General features: G+C 71.1%; 12 protein-coding genes. 8 read left to right on the top strand and 4 right to left on the bottom strand.

From position 1 onward, the window contains the following. Positions 1 to 18: 18 nt before the first annotated feature. Positions 19 to 1,737 carry a GAF domain-containing protein gene (locus OHU34_RS04450; protein ID WP_405764868.1) on the bottom strand — a complete coding sequence of 573 codons (1,719 nt, stop codon included), beginning with the start codon at positions 1,735 to 1,737 and terminating at the stop codon, positions 19 to 21. Between the two features lie 262 nt (positions 1,738 to 1,999). Here OHU34_RS04450 and ppdK point away from each other — a divergent pair, with 262 nt between their 5' ends. After that, positions 2,000 to 4,687 (top strand): pyruvate, phosphate dikinase, encoded by a 2,688-nt coding sequence (gene ppdK / locus OHU34_RS04455; protein ID WP_142267610.1) that lies wholly within the window; start codon positions 2,000 to 2,002, stop codon positions 4,685 to 4,687. A 394-nt stretch (positions 4,688 to 5,081) separates the two neighbouring features. On the opposite strand, the gene OHU34_RS04460 is transcribed toward ppdK, so the two are convergent. Together OHU34_RS04460 and OHU34_RS04465 are read right to left on the bottom strand one after the other, a co-directional pair. Continuing rightward, positions 5,082 to 6,602, bottom strand: a complete 1,521-nt coding sequence (locus OHU34_RS04460) for an AAA family ATPase (RefSeq protein WP_405764872.1) — start codon at positions 6,600 to 6,602, stop codon at positions 5,082 to 5,084. Beyond that, positions 6,595 to 7,464: a universal stress protein gene (locus OHU34_RS04465; RefSeq protein ID WP_230193606.1), complete on the bottom strand. Its 870-nt coding sequence runs from the start codon at positions 7,462 to 7,464 to the stop codon at positions 6,595 to 6,597. The genes OHU34_RS04460 and OHU34_RS04465 overlap by 8 nt, the downstream gene beginning before the upstream one ends. A 321-nt stretch (positions 7,465 to 7,785) precedes the next feature. On the opposite strand from OHU34_RS04465, the gene OHU34_RS04470 reads away from it, so the two are divergent. From OHU34_RS04470 to OHU34_RS04500, 7 genes are all read left to right on the top strand, one after another. Further along, on the top strand, positions 7,786 to 8,391 hold the full coding sequence (locus OHU34_RS04470) for a hypothetical protein (RefSeq protein ID WP_142267608.1): 606 nt from the start codon (positions 7,786 to 7,788) through the stop codon (positions 8,389 to 8,391). A gap of 52 nt (positions 8,392 to 8,443) precedes the next feature. Beyond that, the gene (locus OHU34_RS04475; protein WP_405764875.1) at positions 8,444 to 9,835 is read left to right on the top strand and encodes a nicotinate phosphoribosyltransferase; all 1,392 of its coding nucleotides are present in this window, start codon (positions 8,444 to 8,446) and stop codon (positions 9,833 to 9,835) included. Between the two features lie 11 nt (positions 9,836 to 9,846). Continuing rightward, positions 9,847 to 10,134, top strand: a complete 288-nt coding sequence (locus tag OHU34_RS04480; protein ID WP_142267606.1) for a DUF1876 domain-containing protein — start codon at positions 9,847 to 9,849, stop codon at positions 10,132 to 10,134. Between the two features lie 137 nt (positions 10,135 to 10,271). Then, positions 10,272 to 11,174 carry a pyridoxamine 5'-phosphate oxidase family protein gene (locus OHU34_RS04485; protein WP_405764877.1) on the top strand — a complete coding sequence of 301 codons (903 nt, stop codon included), beginning with the start codon at positions 10,272 to 10,274 and terminating at the stop codon, positions 11,172 to 11,174. Positions 11,175 to 11,232: 58 nt separating this feature from the next. Next, positions 11,233 to 12,225 (top strand): Acg family FMN-binding oxidoreductase, encoded by a 993-nt coding sequence (locus tag OHU34_RS04490; protein ID WP_372481662.1) that lies wholly within the window; start codon positions 11,233 to 11,235, stop codon positions 12,223 to 12,225. 506 nt (positions 12,226 to 12,731) lie between these two features. Continuing rightward, entirely contained in the window at positions 12,732 to 13,757 is a 1,026-nt protein-coding gene (locus OHU34_RS04495) for a 6-phosphofructokinase (protein WP_142267604.1), read from the top strand. A 369-nt stretch (positions 13,758 to 14,126) separates the two neighbouring features. Then, positions 14,127 to 15,179 carry a class I fructose-bisphosphate aldolase gene (locus tag OHU34_RS04500; protein ID WP_142267603.1) on the top strand — a complete coding sequence of 351 codons (1,053 nt, stop codon included), beginning with the start codon at positions 14,127 to 14,129 and terminating at the stop codon, positions 15,177 to 15,179. Positions 15,180 to 15,243: 64 nt separating this feature from the next. On the opposite strand, the gene OHU34_RS04505 is transcribed toward OHU34_RS04500, so the two are convergent. Beyond that, positions 15,244 to 15,684: a pyridoxamine 5'-phosphate oxidase family protein gene (locus OHU34_RS04505; RefSeq protein ID WP_142267602.1), complete on the bottom strand. Its 441-nt coding sequence runs from the start codon at positions 15,682 to 15,684 to the stop codon at positions 15,244 to 15,246. Positions 15,685 to 15,793: the final 109 nt, after the last annotated feature.

The raw sequence follows: 15,793 nt of genomic DNA on the forward strand, positions 1-15,793 counted from the left end.
GGTGTGTGGGACGGACGCCTAACCTTCCTGCACCGGTGCCCGCCACATCAGCGAGGTGCCACCGCCGGAGGGTTTCGCCAGTTCGAGGCGACCGCCCAGTTGCTCGGCCCGCTCCGCCATGTTCCGCAGTCCGCTGCGGCGGCCCTCGGGCGGAATGCCGACGCCGTTGTCCGTGATCGACAACCGCACCTCGCGCCCGTCGGTCGTGAGGACCACCTCGGCCCGGTCGGCACGGGCGTGACGCGCGATGTTGGTCAGAGCCTCGGAGAGGACGGCCACGACGTGATCGGCGACCTCCTTCGGCACATCGGTGTCCAGCAGGCCTTCCATCCGCACACTGGGGGCGAAGGCCAGGACCGGCGCCGCCTCCCCCACGACCCGCATCGCGCGGGCCCGTAGTCCGGTGCCGTCGGCTCCCTCGCGGGTGCGTAGGCCGAAGATCGTCGAGCGGATGATCTTGATGGTCTCGTCGAGGTCGTCGACAGCCCGCGCCACGCGCTCGGAAGCCTCGGGATGTTCGATGAAGCGGCCCGCGCTCTGCAGCGTCATGCCGGTGGCGAAGAGCCGCTGGATCGCGAGGTCGTGCAGGTCGCGTGCGATGCGGTCGCGGTCCGTGAGCACGGCGATCCGCTCGGCGTCCTGACGGCGCTCCGCCAGCTCCATCGCGACGGCGGCCTGCGCGGCGAATACCCGCAAGGTCTCGGTCTCCGTCGCAGTGAACACCGGCCGGCCGGCTTCCCGCGCCAGCAGCACCACACCACGCGCACCCGCGTCGCCGGTACCGATGGGCATGGCCACGGCGGGGCCCAGCCCCCCGAAGCGCGGAGGCTCCAGGGAGATCCGCTCGTCGTGGGCGACGTCCTCGCTGGTGACCGGAGCCGCTCCGGAGAAGGCAAGTCCCATCAGGCTCCTGTCCATCGACAGGACGAGGCCCCGGTGCGCGTCGGCGTCCAGTCCGACGGCGATCTCGACGCCGAGCGACCCGGTGTCCTCCAGGGGCAGGGCGACCGCCGCCAGCGCCGCCTCGGTGATCTCGCCCGCCCGTTCGGCGATCAGGCGAAGGACCTCGGTGCGCCCACCACCCGCCATCAGGCTGTGGGTGATCTCGGCGTTCGCCCGAAGCCAGCGCTCGCGCAACCGGGACTCGGCGTACAGCCGGGCGTTGTCGATGGCGACGCCGGCCGCGACGGCCAGGGTGAGCGTGACGGAGATGTCCTCCTCGTCGAACTGCCCACCGCCGCGCTTCTCGGTCAGGTACAGGTTGCCGAACACCTGGTCGCGGACCCGGATCGGGACGCCGAGGAAGGTGTTCATCGGCGGGTGGTCGGGCGGGAAGCCGTACGAGGCCGGGTGCTCGGAGATCTTCGCGAGCCGGAGGGGCTCCGGGTGGCGGATCAGCTCTCCGAGGATGCCGTGCCCCTCGGGGTAGGGGCCGATCGCGTCGATCTGCTCCTCGGCGACCCCGATGGTGTGGAAGGCCGACAGCCGCTTGCCGTCAGGACCGATCACGCCCAGCGCGGCGTACTCCGCGTCGACGAGCGCCGCAGCCGCTTCGACAATGCTGTGGAGGGCCTGCTCGAGGTCCAGCTCCCGGCCGACCGAGAGCACGGCCTCCAGCAGGCTGTGCACCCGGTCCCGAGTGCCTCGCGCGGCGTCCAGCCGGGCCTGCAACTCCTCCAGCAGCTCGTCCAGCCTGAGCTGAGGCAGCCGTACACGGGCTTCCTCGGGGCTTCCCACCTGTGTTCCTCCAAGTCCGCTCACCGAACGGACACCCACTGGTCCGACCATGTGCCACGGTAACGGTCGCCGGTCCGGGGCGTAAGCGGAACCGGCCGAGTCGCCATGCCCGTCGGTGTGCCCGCCACAGGCCGGACCCGGTGCGTGCAAAGGGGGGCCGGTCGGCCCACCGGACGGGACGGACAGCACCTGTCCCCGGCGCCGCCGTCGCCGGACGCTGGAGTCGTACCGAGTCCGCGGACACAGCGAGGAGACCGGCGTCATGGTCCGTTACGTGTACGAGTTCACAGACGGCGGCCGTGACATGGCCGACCTGCTCGGTGGCAAGGGGGCCAACCTGGCCGAGATGACCCGGCTGGGCCTGCCGGTCCCGTCGGGCTTCACCGTGACCACCGAGGCGTGTCGGGCCTTCCTGGCGAACGGCGCGGAACCGGAGGGCATGCTGGAGGAGGTGTCCCGGCACCTGTCCGTCCTGGAGAAGTCCGCCGGGCGCCTGCTGGGCCAGCGTGACGATCCGCTGCTGGTGTCCGTCCGGTCCGGAGCGCGGTTCTCCATGCCCGGCATGATGGAGACCGTCCTGGACATCGGCCTCAACGACGAATCCGTCCTCGGACTGGCCAAGGCGTCCGGCAGCGACCGCTTCGCCTGGGACTCCTACCGCCGACTCGTTCAGATGTTCGGCAGCACGGTCATGGGGGTCGACTCGGCCCTGTTCGACGAGGCCATGACCCTGCTCAAGGAGACCCGCGAAGCCCCTGACGACCTGCACCTCGACGCGAACGACCTCGCCTGGCTCGTCGAGACGTACAAGCGGCTGATCCACGACGAGACGGGACAGGAGTTCCCCCAGTCCCCCGCCGAGCAACTGCGCCTGGCGATCCTCGCGGTCTTCCGTTCCTGGAACGGCGAACGGGCCCGGCTGTACCGCAGGCGCGAGCACATCCCCGACGACCTGGGCACCGCCGTCACCGTACAGCGCATGGTGTACGGCAACCGGGGCACCGACTCCGGCAGCGGCGTCGCCTTCACCCGCGACCCCGCCACCGGGCGGCCCGGCCTCTACGGCGACTACCTCTCCAACGCCCAGGGCGAGGACGTCGTCGCCGGCATCCGCAACACCGTGCCGCTGGCCGATCTCGAGCGGCTGGACGCGGACTCGTACCGACGGCTGCTCGACCACATGGGGACCCTGGAGCGCCACTACCGCGACCTCTGCGACATCGAGTTCACGATCGAGCGCGGCACGCTGTGGATGCTCCAGACCCGGGTCGGCAAGCGGACCGCAGAGGCCGCGTTCGCCATCGCCGCCGAGTTGGTGGACGAAGGGCAGATCACGCCGGAGGAAGCACTGGCCCGGGTCGGCGGGGACGGCCTCGCCCGGCTGATGTTCCCCCGCTTCGACACCGCCGTCACCGGCGAGGCGCTCGCCCACGGGCTTCCGGCCTCCCCGGGTGCGGCGGTCGGCGCGGCGGTGTTCGACTCCGCCGAGGCCGTACGGCGTGCCGCGGCCGGCGAGAAGGTGGTGCTCGTCCGCCAGGAGACCACCCCGGACGACCTGCCCGGCATGGTGGCCGCCGAAGCCGTGCTGACCAGCCGGGGCGGCAAGACGAGCCACGCGGCCGTCGTCGCCCGCGGCATGGGCAAGGTGTGCGTCTGCGGCGCGGAGGAACTCACCGTGCACACCGAGGCCCGGCGGTTCACCACCCCCGACGGCACCGTCGTCGAGCAGGGCACGGTCATCTCGGTGGACGGCTCCGTCGGCGCCGTGTACGCGGGTGAAGTCCCGCTGGTCGCCTCCGCCGCCATGCGCTACCTGGAGACCGGCGAAGAGTCCGACCGCGTGGTGGCCGGGGTGGCCCGCGCCCTCCAGCACGCCGACTCCGTACGGCGGCTGGAGGTCCGGGCGAACGCCGACACCCCCGAGGACGCGGCCCGCGCCCGCCGCTTCGGCGCGCAGGGCATCGGTCTGTGCCGTACCGAGCACATGTTCCTCGGCGAGCGGCGCAAGCTGGTCGAGCGGATGATCCTCGCCCGCACCGACGCCGAACGCGACCGGGCGCTGAACGCTCTTCTCCCACTTCAGCGGCAGGACTTCGCCGGCATCCTGGAGGCCATGGACGGTCTGCCCGTGACCATCCGCCTGCTCGACCCGCCGCTGCACGAGTTCCTCCCCGACCACACCGGACTCGCCGTACGGATCGCCGCAGCCGAGGCCCGTGGCGGGCAACCGGACCCGCATGACGTCGAGTTGCTCGACGCGGTGAACCGCATGCACGAGGAGAACCCGATGCTCGGTCTGCGGGGCGTGCGGCTGGGCCTGGTGGTGCCCGGACTGGTCGCCATGCAGGTACGGGCGATCGCCGAGGCGGTCGTGGCACGAATGAGGGCAGGGGGCTCCCCCGAGGCCGAGATCATGGTGCCGCTGGTCGGCGCGGTCGAGGAACTCCGGCTCGCCCGCGAGGAGGTGGAGCGGGTGCTCGCCGAGGTCACCGCCGAGACGGGCGTGCCCCTGCACTGCCCCGTCGGCACCATGATCGAACTTCCCCGGGCGGCGCTCACCGCGGGCCGGATCGCCGAGGAGGCCGAGTTCTTCTCCTTCGGCACGAACGACCTGACGCAGACCACGTGGGGCTTCTCCCGCGACGACGTCGAGGCCGCGTTCTTCTCCGCCTACCTCGACAAGGGCATCTTCGCCACCTCCCCCTTCGAGACCCTCGACCGCGAAGGAGTGGGCCGACTCATCCGGATCGCGGTCGACGAGGGCCGCGCCGCACGCCCCGACCTGAAGATCGGCGTCTGCGGCGAACACGGCGGCGACCCCGAGTCCGTGCACTTCTTCCATGCGGCGGGCCTGGACTACGTCTCCTGCTCCCCGTTCCGTGTCCCGGTGGCGCGGCTGGAGGCCGGCCGGGCCGCCCTGCCCGTGACGGAAGGGAGCGACAGCCGCTGACGTGCCCGGGGGCGTTCGGCCCCAGGAGGTGGGGCCATCACCGCCGTCAGCCGCATGGACGATCCATCGCACCGGGTGAACAGGAGCGGCACCGATCCCCCGCGGTGTCGCTCCGCCCGTCTCCGCGCGCGGCAGTCCGGGAACGTGCGCCCGCCAGGCCGGGACGAAGCGACATGGTGGTGCTGGAGGCCGGGACGCGGTGCCGGCGGACTGCCGGGTGGTCGAGGCGCACGAGCCGACAGCGAACAACGCTCCGTCGACCGGCGAGAGCAACGCCGTGGTCCGTACGGCCGACCCGGTGGCCGCCGCCTCATCGCTGGAAGCTCGCAACTGCGTGCTCAGGGGAACCGATGTCGTCGCCGGCCGCGGTGCGGGACGATCTCGGGCGGCTCCTCTAGCCCGGCTCCATGTAGGGGCGGCGGAAGACCGGTGCCTGATCCGTGCCCCATGGCCTTGCGGCAGCGAGCGCCCGGGAGACCGCGGACTCCAGAGCCCCGCCGGTGTCGACCGCGACGGCTTCCGGCCACGGCGGTTCGTCCGCCGCCATGGCGGCGGCGATGCCGACGTCGGCGTCGGACGGGCCGGAAGCACGCGTGCTCAGCCGTGCCGCTGACACGTCGGCCGGAACATCGCAGTGCAGAGCGACCAGGTCGGCGCTGGTGCGCTCGGCCATGCGGTGCGCCGCCGCGCGCTGCTCGGCGTCGGACCAGGTGGCGTCCAGTACGACCGACTCACCGGACGACAGCAGCGCGGCCGCGCGGTCGAGCAGGGCGGCGTAGGTCCTGGCCGTCCATTCGGGTGTGTACAGTCCCTCGCCGTAGCCGGCCGCCGCGGACTGCTCCGGGGCGATGCCGGCCAGCTCCTTGCGCATGCGGTCGCTGCTGAGCAGGGTGACTCCCAGCCGGTCGGCCAGGGCACCGGAGAGGGTGGACTTCCCGCTCCCGGGCAGTCCACCCACGACCGTCACGCAGACCGCCGAGGTACGCAGATGGCGCAAGGTCGTCGCGACCAGCCGTTGTGATGCCGCTTCCATGCCGGGCGTCCCCTGACGGGCCTGGATCAGGGAGACCTTGGCGCGGACGAACGCGCGGTAGGCGACGTAGTGATGCCACAGGGACGGCGGCGCCGGATCGCCGGAGTACTCGCTGTAACGGGCGAGGAAGTACGCCGCTTCCTCCGGGGCGCCGAGCTGTTCCAGGTCCATGGCGAGGAAGGCGGCGTCGTCGAGGCCGTCGACGTAGCGGAGGCGGTCGTCGAACTCCAGGCAGTCCAGGACACGGGGACCGTCGTCGAGGCAGAAGACGTCCTCGGCCAGAAGGTCGCCGTGGCCGTCGACCACCCGCCGCTGCTGGATGCGGGAGTCGAACAGCGGCTCGCGGCCTGCGAGATACCGGCGCACCAGCCGCTCGGCCTCGGGCACACCGTCGGGCACGGAGCCTTCGCCGGTCAGCGCGCGGACCTGGGCGAAGCTCGCCTCCCACCTGGATGACAGAGCGTCCCGCGTGCCCTGTTCGTCCACGTCCCGGCCGCGGGGCGCCTCCGCGTGCCACACGGCCAGGCGCCGGGCGACGGCCCGGAGGCTGTCGTCGACGTCGGCGCCTCCTCGTACCAGCCGGGACAGACGCCGGTCCGCCGGCATGCGCCGCATCACCACGAGCGGTTCCGGGGCGTCGGCTCCAGGACCGGTCACTTCGCCCAGGCCCAGATACACGTCCGGAGCGAAGCGGCGGTTGAGTGCGACCTCGCGTTCGCACGCCGCGAGGCGTGCCGTCCGCGTGCTGTAGTCGAGGAATCCCAGGTTCACCGGCTTCTTGACCTTGTAGGCACGGCCACCGGCGAAGAAAACGATCGCGGTGTGGGTCTCGCACACCTGCGCGCGCCACGGCTCCGTCCCGGTGTGGCCGGGTTCAGTCATGGGGGACGACGGCGACGGGGCAGCGGCCGTGATGGAGGGCGGCGTGCGCGACGGAACCCAGGTGGGGTGCCACACCGTGTCGGTGCGCGCGCCGGCCGACGACCAGCAGCGCGGCGCCGTGGGCAGCCTGCACGACGGCCTTGGCGGGGCTCTCCAGACGGATGCTGTGGGCCACGTCCACCTGCGGGTACTTCTCGCGCCAGGGCCGGAGCGCGTTGTTCAACTCCTTCTGTGCGTTCCGCGTCACCTCGTCGGTGACGTCGTGGTCGACGCCCCAGGGCATGCGCGCGTGGAGCGGCACGCTTCGGCCGTGTACGGCCAGGAGGGGAACGTCCCTGGCGGCGGCGCTGTGGAACGCGAAGTCGAGCAGGTCGTCGCTGGAACCGTGCAGTTGCAACGCGACGACCACGCGATGTGCGGGTGCGGGGTGTGCTCCGTCCTGCGCGCTCTCCGCGCGGACGAGGACGACCGGCCGCTCGGCCCGCGCCACGACAGGCATGCTGACGTCGCCCATGAAATAGCTCTGGACTGTGTCCATCCCTCGAGACCCCAGCACGAGCATCTCGGACTCCGACGCCGCGTGGAGCAAAGCCTCCTGGGCGTCTTCGGCAACCAGGCTCCCGATGACGGACAGACCCGGGTGGTGCGCCTGCAATTCCGCCTGCGCGGTGTGGACGAGACGCTTCGCCCAGTAGTTCTGGTCGACTTCGGCGGGGGCGCCGGCCGGTTGCGGGGCCAGCAGCGGCCACGCGTGCAGCAGGCGCAAGGTGAGCTTGCGCTTCTCGGCCTCGTCTGCCGCCCATCTGGCGGCGGCAAGGCTCTCGGGTGAGCCGTCAAGGCCCACGGTGACAACTGGTTGCATGGCGGCGGCCTCCGTCTCGTACGAAGCTGGATGTGCCGGTGAATGACGATGAACGAGTCCGATGGCGTGTCGTCCGGGCTGATGTCGCCGGCATGCCGGGCGTGCTGCGTTCCTTCTTCGAGAGAACCCCATTCCCTCCCCGGGCGCATGTGGACCCGAGGAGGAGGGATGCTGAAAGTGCCGTTACGACCGCGTCCGCCGGAGACCGGCTCCGGGCCGGAAGTCGGTCACTCAGGGACCTTCGGCCCTGTGCCGGAGGCCCGTGCCGCCCGACGGTGGGAACAGGGGGCGACGAACCAGCTGCCTGCTGGAGGCCGAGTCATGAGCGCACAGGGACCGCCGTACGCATCCGGTCCGCCCTCGCCGCGCGACGCACACGCGCCGAAGGGCGCGAACCCGCTGAAGCGCAGGTCGGACACGTTCGAACGCCAGCTCCGTCGCGTCCTGATGATCATCCTCGTCCTCGGGCTGCCGACCGCCGCGATCAGCGCGGGTCTGACGGCCTACGAGGCATCGATGAGCACCGTGCGGGTCCAGCGGGCGGAGCGGCACGAGGTCACCGCCCGACTGACTGCGAGCGTCAAGAGCGGCGACGACCGGGCGAAACGAGCGGCGCAGGTCCGCTGGACCGACGGCAAGGGTGTCGCGCGCACGGGAGCTGCCCTCGTGAGGCCGGGAACGCCCGAGGGCGCGGCCGTGCGGGTGTGGGTGAACCGTGACGGAACCATCGTCGCTCCGCCGATGAGCACACTGGCCGCGACCACTTCTGGTTGGTTCGTGGGCGTTGTGGCGGCCTTCGGCGTGGCCGTCGGGACCTACGGGGCATGGGCGGGAACGCGCCTGGTGCTGGACCGGGGCAGGTACGCGCGGTGGGACGCCGAGTGGGACCTGGTGGAGCCGCGATGGTCCGGACGCTTCCACCCGTGACAGGCGGTACACGGGCCGGGGAACACAGGACGGAGGCCGAGGAGGTGCCCAGATGTCGGATGCGACGACCACCGATCTGTACGAAGTGACGATGGTCATGTCCTACCTGCAAGAGGGAATGACGGGCCCGGCGACATTCAGCCTGTTCGTCCGTGACCTCCCTCCTGGGCGTGGCTTCCTGATCGCGGCCGGGCTGGAGTCGGTCCTGGACTACTTGTCCGGCTTCCGTGTGGGCCCGGAGGACGTCGACGCCTTCGCCTCCGCTCTGCACCGGCCGCCACGAGATCTTCAGCCACTGCTCGGAACGGAGTTCACCGGCCGCGTGCGGGCGGTCCCGGAGGGGCGGGTCGTACTCGCGGGAGAACCCCTGCTCGAGGTGACGGCACCACTTCCGCAGGCGCAGTTGGTCGAGACGTACGTACTGAATCAGCTGAGTCATCAGACGGCGGTCGCTTCGAAGGCCGCGCGGTGTGTGCTCGCGGCGGCGGGACGTCCGGTCGTGGACTTCTCCCTGCGGCGCACGCACGGTCCCCAGGCCGGGTTCCAGGCCGCACGCCTGGGCGCGCTGGTCGGCTTCGCCGGGACGAGCAACGTGGCGGCGGCCACGGCTCTCGGTGTTCCCGCCGTCGGCACGATGGCGCACTCCTTCGTGGAGGCGTTCTCCTGCGAGGAGGACGCCTTCCGGGCCTTCGCGAGGTCTCATCCCGGGCCGGTGACCCTCCTGGTGGACACCTACGACACCGAAGGGGGCGTCCTGGTCGCGGCACGCGTCCTGCGGGACCTGGACCGCGGGCCAGGTTGCGCCGTACGGCTGGACAGCGGCGACCTCGGGAGCCTGGCGGTACGGGCGCGAGCCATCCTCGACGGGGCGGGTCTGACAGACGTGCGGATCGTCGCCAGCGGCGGTCTCGACGAGTACGCCCTGGACGACCTGGTCCGCTCCGGGGCGCCCATCGACACCTTCGCCGTCGGCACCCGGGTCGGGGTGTCGGCCGACGCACCCTATCTGGACTCCGCGTACAAGCTGGTGGAGTACGACGGCAGGCCGGTGATGAAGCTGTCGTCGGCCAAGGTGACGGCACCCGGCCCCAAGCAGGTGTTCCGCCGCCCCGGGTGCGCCGACGTGATCTGCCTCGCCGGCGAGCAGCCTCCCGAGGGGGCTCTTCCGTTGCTGGAGACGGTGATGCGCGAAGGGCGGCGCACCGGCGGGCCACCCACGCTCGCCGAGAGCCGGGCCGGATGCTGCGCGGACCTGGACGGGCTGCCGTCGGCGGCGCGCCGGATCCGAGCACCCGTCGCGCCCCGCCCAGTTGCCTCGCGGGCGCTCGGTGAACTCACCGCCCGCGTCCGGCACCACATCGAGGAGCAGCTGTCGGCAGCCCCGACGCCTTCCCCGATCCCGGAACGAACCGTGCCCGGACCACATCGGACCGGCACGCGATGAGGAGGTAAGCGATGCCGCACACGTCGGAATGGAAGGTCCGTATCCATCTCTTCGAGGACGACGAGGGAACGACGAAAGCACATCTGGTCCTGGACACCGGCACCACCGCGCTGACCAGCCGCGGTGCCGCGCACTGCCACCCGACGGACGCGAACGTGCCGGAGATCGGCGACGAGCTGGCGGTGGGCCGGGCCATGAACGAGCTCGCCCAGCAGCTGCTGAAGGCCGCCGAGCGCGACATCCAGGGCATGGGTACATCCCGACCGAGCGATCGCAAGGTCGCCGGATGGCCCACGTGACGCCAAGAAGGGATCACCCATGACACGTCCCGCACGCCGGCCCCGCCGAACTCCGACACCGGGCACATCAGCGCGGGACTGAAGATCGAGGACTCACCAGAAGGGGTCCCGACCATCACGAGGAGAGGGCGGCCAGCATGCGAGCGCACCTCGGCGACCAGCTCGTCATAGAGAGCACGACGACGGGCGCCACCAGACGCGAAGGTGAGATCGTCGGGCTCCACCACGAGGACGGAACACCTCCCTACGACGTCCGCTGGTCGGACACCGACGAGGTGACGCTCGTGTTCCCCGGGGCCGACGCGCACGTCCACCCGGTCGAGCACGTCCGACATGAGACCGCCGGCGAGTCCGCTCGGCCGATGGCGGACGAGGCGCGGGCCGCATCCGCGGGCAACCCCGGCGACATCGGCCGGCGCGTGGCCGTGGAGCGCGGGAGACAGAGGCTCAGCCGGGAGGAGACGGCCCGCCGCGCCCGCATGGCCCCCGGCTACCTCGCCTACCTGGAGGAGCAGCCCTCCGACCCGAGCGTGGGGGCCCTCATCCGGCTCGCCGACGCACTGGGCACCACCGTCGCCGCTCTGCGCGGAGGGGGAATCGATCTTCCGTCGGGCCGGGGCCAAGCCGTGCCGCACCCGCAGCTGCGAGACCTCGGCCCGGACGAATGCCGTGGACTGCTCTCCACGCACGGCGTGGGGCGCCTCGCGGTGTCGGCGCCCGACGGACGGCCGGCGGTCGTCCCGGTCAATTACGAGGTCGTCGACGACACGGTCGTCTTCCGGACCGCACCCGACTCGTTGCCCGCAGCCGCCGTCGGAACCGAGGTCGCCTTCGAGGTCGACCAGGTGGACGAGGCCCTGAGCCAGGGCTGGAGCGTGCTCGCCGTCGGCCCAGCCGGCGTCATCACGGATCCCGACACCGTGCGCAGGCTCACCGAGCGTGCCCACACCACGCCCTGGCCGGGCGGTGAACGCGAGATGTGGGTGTCGATCCGGCCGACGAGTGTCACCGGCCGCAGGATCACGGCCGCCGATCGGTAGCCGGCCACCGGTGGGTGTGCTCGTCCCGGCACGCCGCCGACTCACGAGGGAGGCTCCAGTGAGCCGACAAGTCCTGTCCGAGGATCAGGTGACGGCCCTGGTCCACGACGCCGCTGCCGCCCCCTCGATGCACAACGCCCAGCCCTGGCGCTTCCGCTATCTCCGGCGGGACCGCACCTTCGAGCTGCGTGCCGACTTCGAGCGCGCCATGCCGCACTCCGACCCCGACACCCGCGGCCTGCACCTCGGCTGCGGCGCCGCCCTGATGAATCTGAGGGTCGCCCTGGTCCACGAGGGCCTGCACCCGGATGCCGCGCTGCTGCCCGACCTCGCTGAGCGTGGCCTCCTGGCGACCGTGCGGGTGGCCGGTCCCGCAAGCGGCGAGGGAGGTCTCGGCGCGCTCTGGGCCGCGATCCACCAGCGCCACAGCAGCCGTTACCCGTTCGACGAGAGGGAGATCCCCGAGGCCGTGCGTGACGTCCTGGCCGAGGCAGCCCGCGTGGAGGGAGCGGAGCTGACGTTCCCCACCTCATGGCGCCTGTGGGAGGTGCTGGAACTGGTACAGGAAGCCGAAGCCCGCAACCTCACCGACCCGGGAAGCGACCAGGATCTGGCCCGGTGGACCCGTATCGACGCCCCGTCGACGGGCACGGCCGACGACGGAGTCCCGCACTACGCCTTCGGGCCGCGCAAGCGCGGGGGCCGGGCTCCCATGCGCGACTTCGCGGGTTCCCGGCAGGTGGCGGGACGTGAGGCAGCCGATTTCGAACAGGCACCTCGGTTGGCACTCGTCAGCACGGTCGACGACCGCCCGGAGGACTGGCTCCGCGCCGGCCAGGCCATGGAACGCGTCCTGTTGCTGGCCACCCTCCACGGCCTGTCCGGTTCCCTCGCGACCCAGCCCCTCGAATGGACGGACCTGCGCTGGCCGCTGCGCGACCCGTTGACCGGTACGGGCTACACACAGATCGTGCTTCGTCTGGGCTACGGCCCCAAGGGTCCCGGCACACCGCGCCGCCCGGTGTCCCAGGTACTCGACATCCAGCCCTGACCGAACCTGACCGAGGCCTTCGCCGACCGGCCGGGGTTCGGCGTCCACCGCCCCCTCCACGGCCCGGACCTGGTGCTCTGCGAAGGCCGCCGGATCCGGGAGCCGGTCCGTATGTCGCGGCGGTTCACGGGCGGTGCGACGGTATTCCGAGGGATCCTCTCAGCAGCCGGACGGGATAGGCGGTGGCGGCGATGGAACTGCGCTCTTCACCGCAGCAGGGGCGGTCACGTGTACGGCGTTGATCCTGGACGGCGGTGTCCCGGCCCGCCCACCGGCCGTGCTGACTGTCGAACCATCGGCAGGGCCGTGTGCCACGGCAGAACGCGCTCCCCTCGCGCGGCCGGAGGCCCCCGGTGGCAGGGCCCGAGGCGGGTCGCAGACCCGGTCGCCGTCGCTCATGCTGGAGGAAGAGCCGCCTGTACGCGAAAGCGTCCCGCGCCGCACACCGAGAGGCCAGGGCTGTCCCACCCGCCTGACCTCACCGCGGACCGGTATGGGAGGAAGCCATGAGGGTAGGAGTGCTGACCGGCGGCGGGGACTGTCCCGGCCTCAACGCCGTGATCCGCAGCGTCGTCCGCAAAGGCGTCCAGGAGTACGGCTTCGATTTCGTCGGACTGCGTGACGGCTGGCTCGGTGCGCTCCAGGACAAGGTCGTACCGCTGGACATCTCCACCGTGCGGGGGATCCTTCCACGCGGAGGAACCATTCTCGGTTCCTCCCGCACCAATCCGTTCAAGCACGAGGACGGGGTGCGTCGCATCCAGAACACCCTGGCCGCCCACCAGGTCGACGCGCTCGTCGTGATCGGCGGCGAGGACACTCTCGGTGCCGCCTCCGAGCTGAGCCGTCAGGGCATCAATCTGGTCGGCGTGCCGAAAACGATCGACAACGACGTGTCCGGCACCGACTACACCTTCGGCTTCGACACGGCGGTCAACATCGCGACCGAGGCCATCGACCGTCTCCACACCACCGCCGAGTCGCACATGCGCACCCTGGTGGTAGAGGTGATGGGACGGCATTCCGGATGGATCGCGCTCCACGCCGGTGTCGCGGGCGGCGCCAATGTGATCCTCATCCCGGAGCAGCCGTTCGACGTCGATGAGGTCTGTGCGTGGGTGCAGAGCCGATTCAAGTTCAACTACGCGCCGATCGTCGTGGCCGCCGAGGGCGCGGTTCCCAAAGAGGGACAGATGATCCTCAAGGACCGGTCGCTGGACGAATACGGTCATGTGCGGCTGTCCGGTGTCGGCGAGTGGCTGGCCAAGGAGATCTCACGACGCACCGGCACGGATGCCCGCACGACGGTACTCGGTCATGTCCAGCGCGGCGGCACACCCAGCGCCTTCGACCGGTGGCTGGCGACCCGCTTCGGGCTGCACGCGGTGGACGCCGTCAAAGAAGGGGACTTCGGCACCATGGTGGCGTTGCGCGGTACCCGGATCATCCGTATCCCGCTCTCCGAGACCAGGGCGACGACCAAGCGGGTGGATCCGTCGCTGTACGACGAGTTCGAGGTGTTCTTCGGCTGACCTCCGCGCAGTCGACCGGCGTGCGGTACGACCGCCACCGGGCAGCGGATGTGGTGCGGTACGGCGTGAGTGACCGGCCCGCGTCGCACCTCGGCCGTCCGGCGACCGGTGCGGTGGCCCACCACCAGCGGGTCCGCTCCCCGAGACGGGTTCACCGGCAAGGGCCGTTCGGCCTCGGTGCGGGGCCGAACGGCCCTGCCGAGCGTCCGCGCCGCCCGCCATGGTGGACTGGGAACACGCGACGAAGCCGAACGGGTCGTGATGCCTCCGGGCTCCCGCTCACGGTTCGCACGCGACACGCATCCGGTGGGTCCGTCGATGCACAACAGACCGGCACGTGGCCTCCCGGTACACAGGAGAGGCGGAGCGATGACCGACATCCAGGGCCTGCTGGGCGACGAGGCCAAGGACCTGCTGACCCACACCGCCCACGGGATTCCCAGGGAAGACCTCGTACTGCCCGGTCATGACTTCGTCGACCGGGTCGTGGCTGCCACCGACCGCTCGCCGCGGGTGCTGCGCAACCTCCAGTCCCTCTTCGGCCACGGCCGTCTGGCCGGTACCGGGTACGTGTCCGTACTGCCGGTCGACCAGGGCATCGAGCACTCAGCGGCATCGGCGTTCGCCGCGAACCCCCGCTACCTGGACCCCAAGAACATCGTCGAGCTCGCCGTCGAGGGAGGCTGCAACGCGGTCGCCAGCACGCTCGGGGTGCTCGGAGCCGTATCCCGGTGGTACGCGCACAAGCTCCCCTTCATCGTGAAGCTGAATCACAACGAGCTGCTGACCTACCCGAACCACTACGACCAGATCATGTTCGGCAATGTCGAGCAGTGCTTCGATCTCGGGGCCGCCGGCGTCGGCGCCACCGTCTACTTCGGTTCGGAACAGTCGGACCGTCAGCTGCAGGAAGCCAGCGTGGCCTTCGCCCGGGCTCATGAACTGGGCATGTTCACCGTGCTGTGGTGCTATCTGCGCAACTCGGCCTTCAAGCAGGACGGCGTGGACTACTCGGTGTCGGCCGATCTCACCGGCCAGGCCAATCACCTCGGCGTGACCATCGAGGCAGACATCGTCAAGCAGAAGCAGCCGGAGAACAACGGCGGCTACCGCGCACTCGGCTTCGGCCGCACCGATCAGCGCCTGTACGGCACCCTCAGCACCGACCACCCCATCGATCTCACCCGCTGGCAGGTGGCCAATTGCTACATGGGCCGTGTCGGCCTGATCAACAGCGGCGGCGCCTCGGCCGGCCAGGGGGACCTCGCACAGGCCGTACGGACCGCGGTGATCAACAAACGGGCCGGCGGCACCGGCCTCATCACCGGCCGCAAGGCCTTCCAGCGGCCCACCGGCGAGGGCATCGAGCTTCTCCACGCCGTCCAGGACGTCTACCTCGACGAGAGCATCACCGTCGCATGAGCGAAGTCCGGGGGAAAATGGGCGACCTCACAGTCGGTGAGGCGCCGGGCCCGGCCCTGAGTGCTCAGGAGCCGAGGTCCACTCCGTACAACGTGTGTCCGCCGACGAGTTCACGCCCCCGGACCAGCTCCGGGTCGATGCGGACGAAGACCTCCCGCGGCGCGGGCACCCAGGACCGCGGCCCCGCGCTCAGGAGCCGCGTGTGCTCGGCCGGGTCGGTGATCAAGGTGGCGGTGCCGGTGACCACGACGCTCCAGCCGGAGTGAGCGGCGGCGTCGACCGCGTCGGCCTCGAAGGCGACCACCGCCCCGTCGATCGCACCCACCAACTCCGAAGTCGCGGAAGTGCGCAGCAGGATCGCGTCGTCGCCGTCCAGACAGAAGTTGACGGGCAGCACCGCGGGCAGCGCCTGCCGGGTGTGGACGATGCGCCCCACGGGGACCGTGCCCAGCAGGCGTACGCACTCCTGCCGGTCGAGTTCGCGGAATCCGTCGTTGGCGTACATCTGCCTTCTCTTCTCTCGCACCTGATGACGCGCACCCGATGGGGGGCGCGCCGCAGCGTCCATGGTCGGACCGTGCGGCACGCCGTGACCAGGGGCCATCCGTCCCGGG

Origin of the sequence: Streptomyces sp. NBC_00080 (assembly GCF_045041255.1) — a bacterium.
GTDB lineage: Bacteria > Actinomycetota > Actinomycetes > Streptomycetales > Streptomycetaceae > Streptomyces > Streptomyces coriariae.

Coding starts and splice junctions, on each gene's coding strand:
- ppdK (WP_142267610.1), top strand. CDS start 2,000: ATGGTCCGTTACGTGTACGAGTTCACAGACGGCGGCCGTGACATGGCC.
- OHU34_RS04495 (WP_142267604.1), top strand. CDS start 12,732: ATGAGGGTAGGAGTGCTGACCGGCGGCGGGGACTGTCCCGGCCTCAAC.
- OHU34_RS04480 (WP_142267606.1), top strand. CDS start 9,847: ATGCCGCACACGTCGGAATGGAAGGTCCGTATCCATCTCTTCGAGGAC.
- OHU34_RS04505 (WP_142267602.1), bottom strand. CDS start 15,684: ATGTACGCCAACGACGGATTCCGCGAACTCGACCGGCAGGAGTGCGTA.
- OHU34_RS04485 (WP_405764877.1), top strand. CDS start 10,272: ATGCGAGCGCACCTCGGCGACCAGCTCGTCATAGAGAGCACGACGACG.
- OHU34_RS04470 (WP_142267608.1), top strand. CDS start 7,786: ATGAGCGCACAGGGACCGCCGTACGCATCCGGTCCGCCCTCGCCGCGC.
- OHU34_RS04500 (WP_142267603.1), top strand. CDS start 14,127: ATGACCGACATCCAGGGCCTGCTGGGCGACGAGGCCAAGGACCTGCTG.
- OHU34_RS04460 (WP_405764872.1), bottom strand. CDS start 6,602: ATGACTGAACCCGGCCACACCGGGACGGAGCCGTGGCGCGCGCAGGTG.
- OHU34_RS04475 (WP_405764875.1), top strand. CDS start 8,444: ATGTCGGATGCGACGACCACCGATCTGTACGAAGTGACGATGGTCATG.
- OHU34_RS04465 (WP_230193606.1), bottom strand. CDS start 7,464: ATGCAACCAGTTGTCACCGTGGGCCTTGACGGCTCACCCGAGAGCCTT.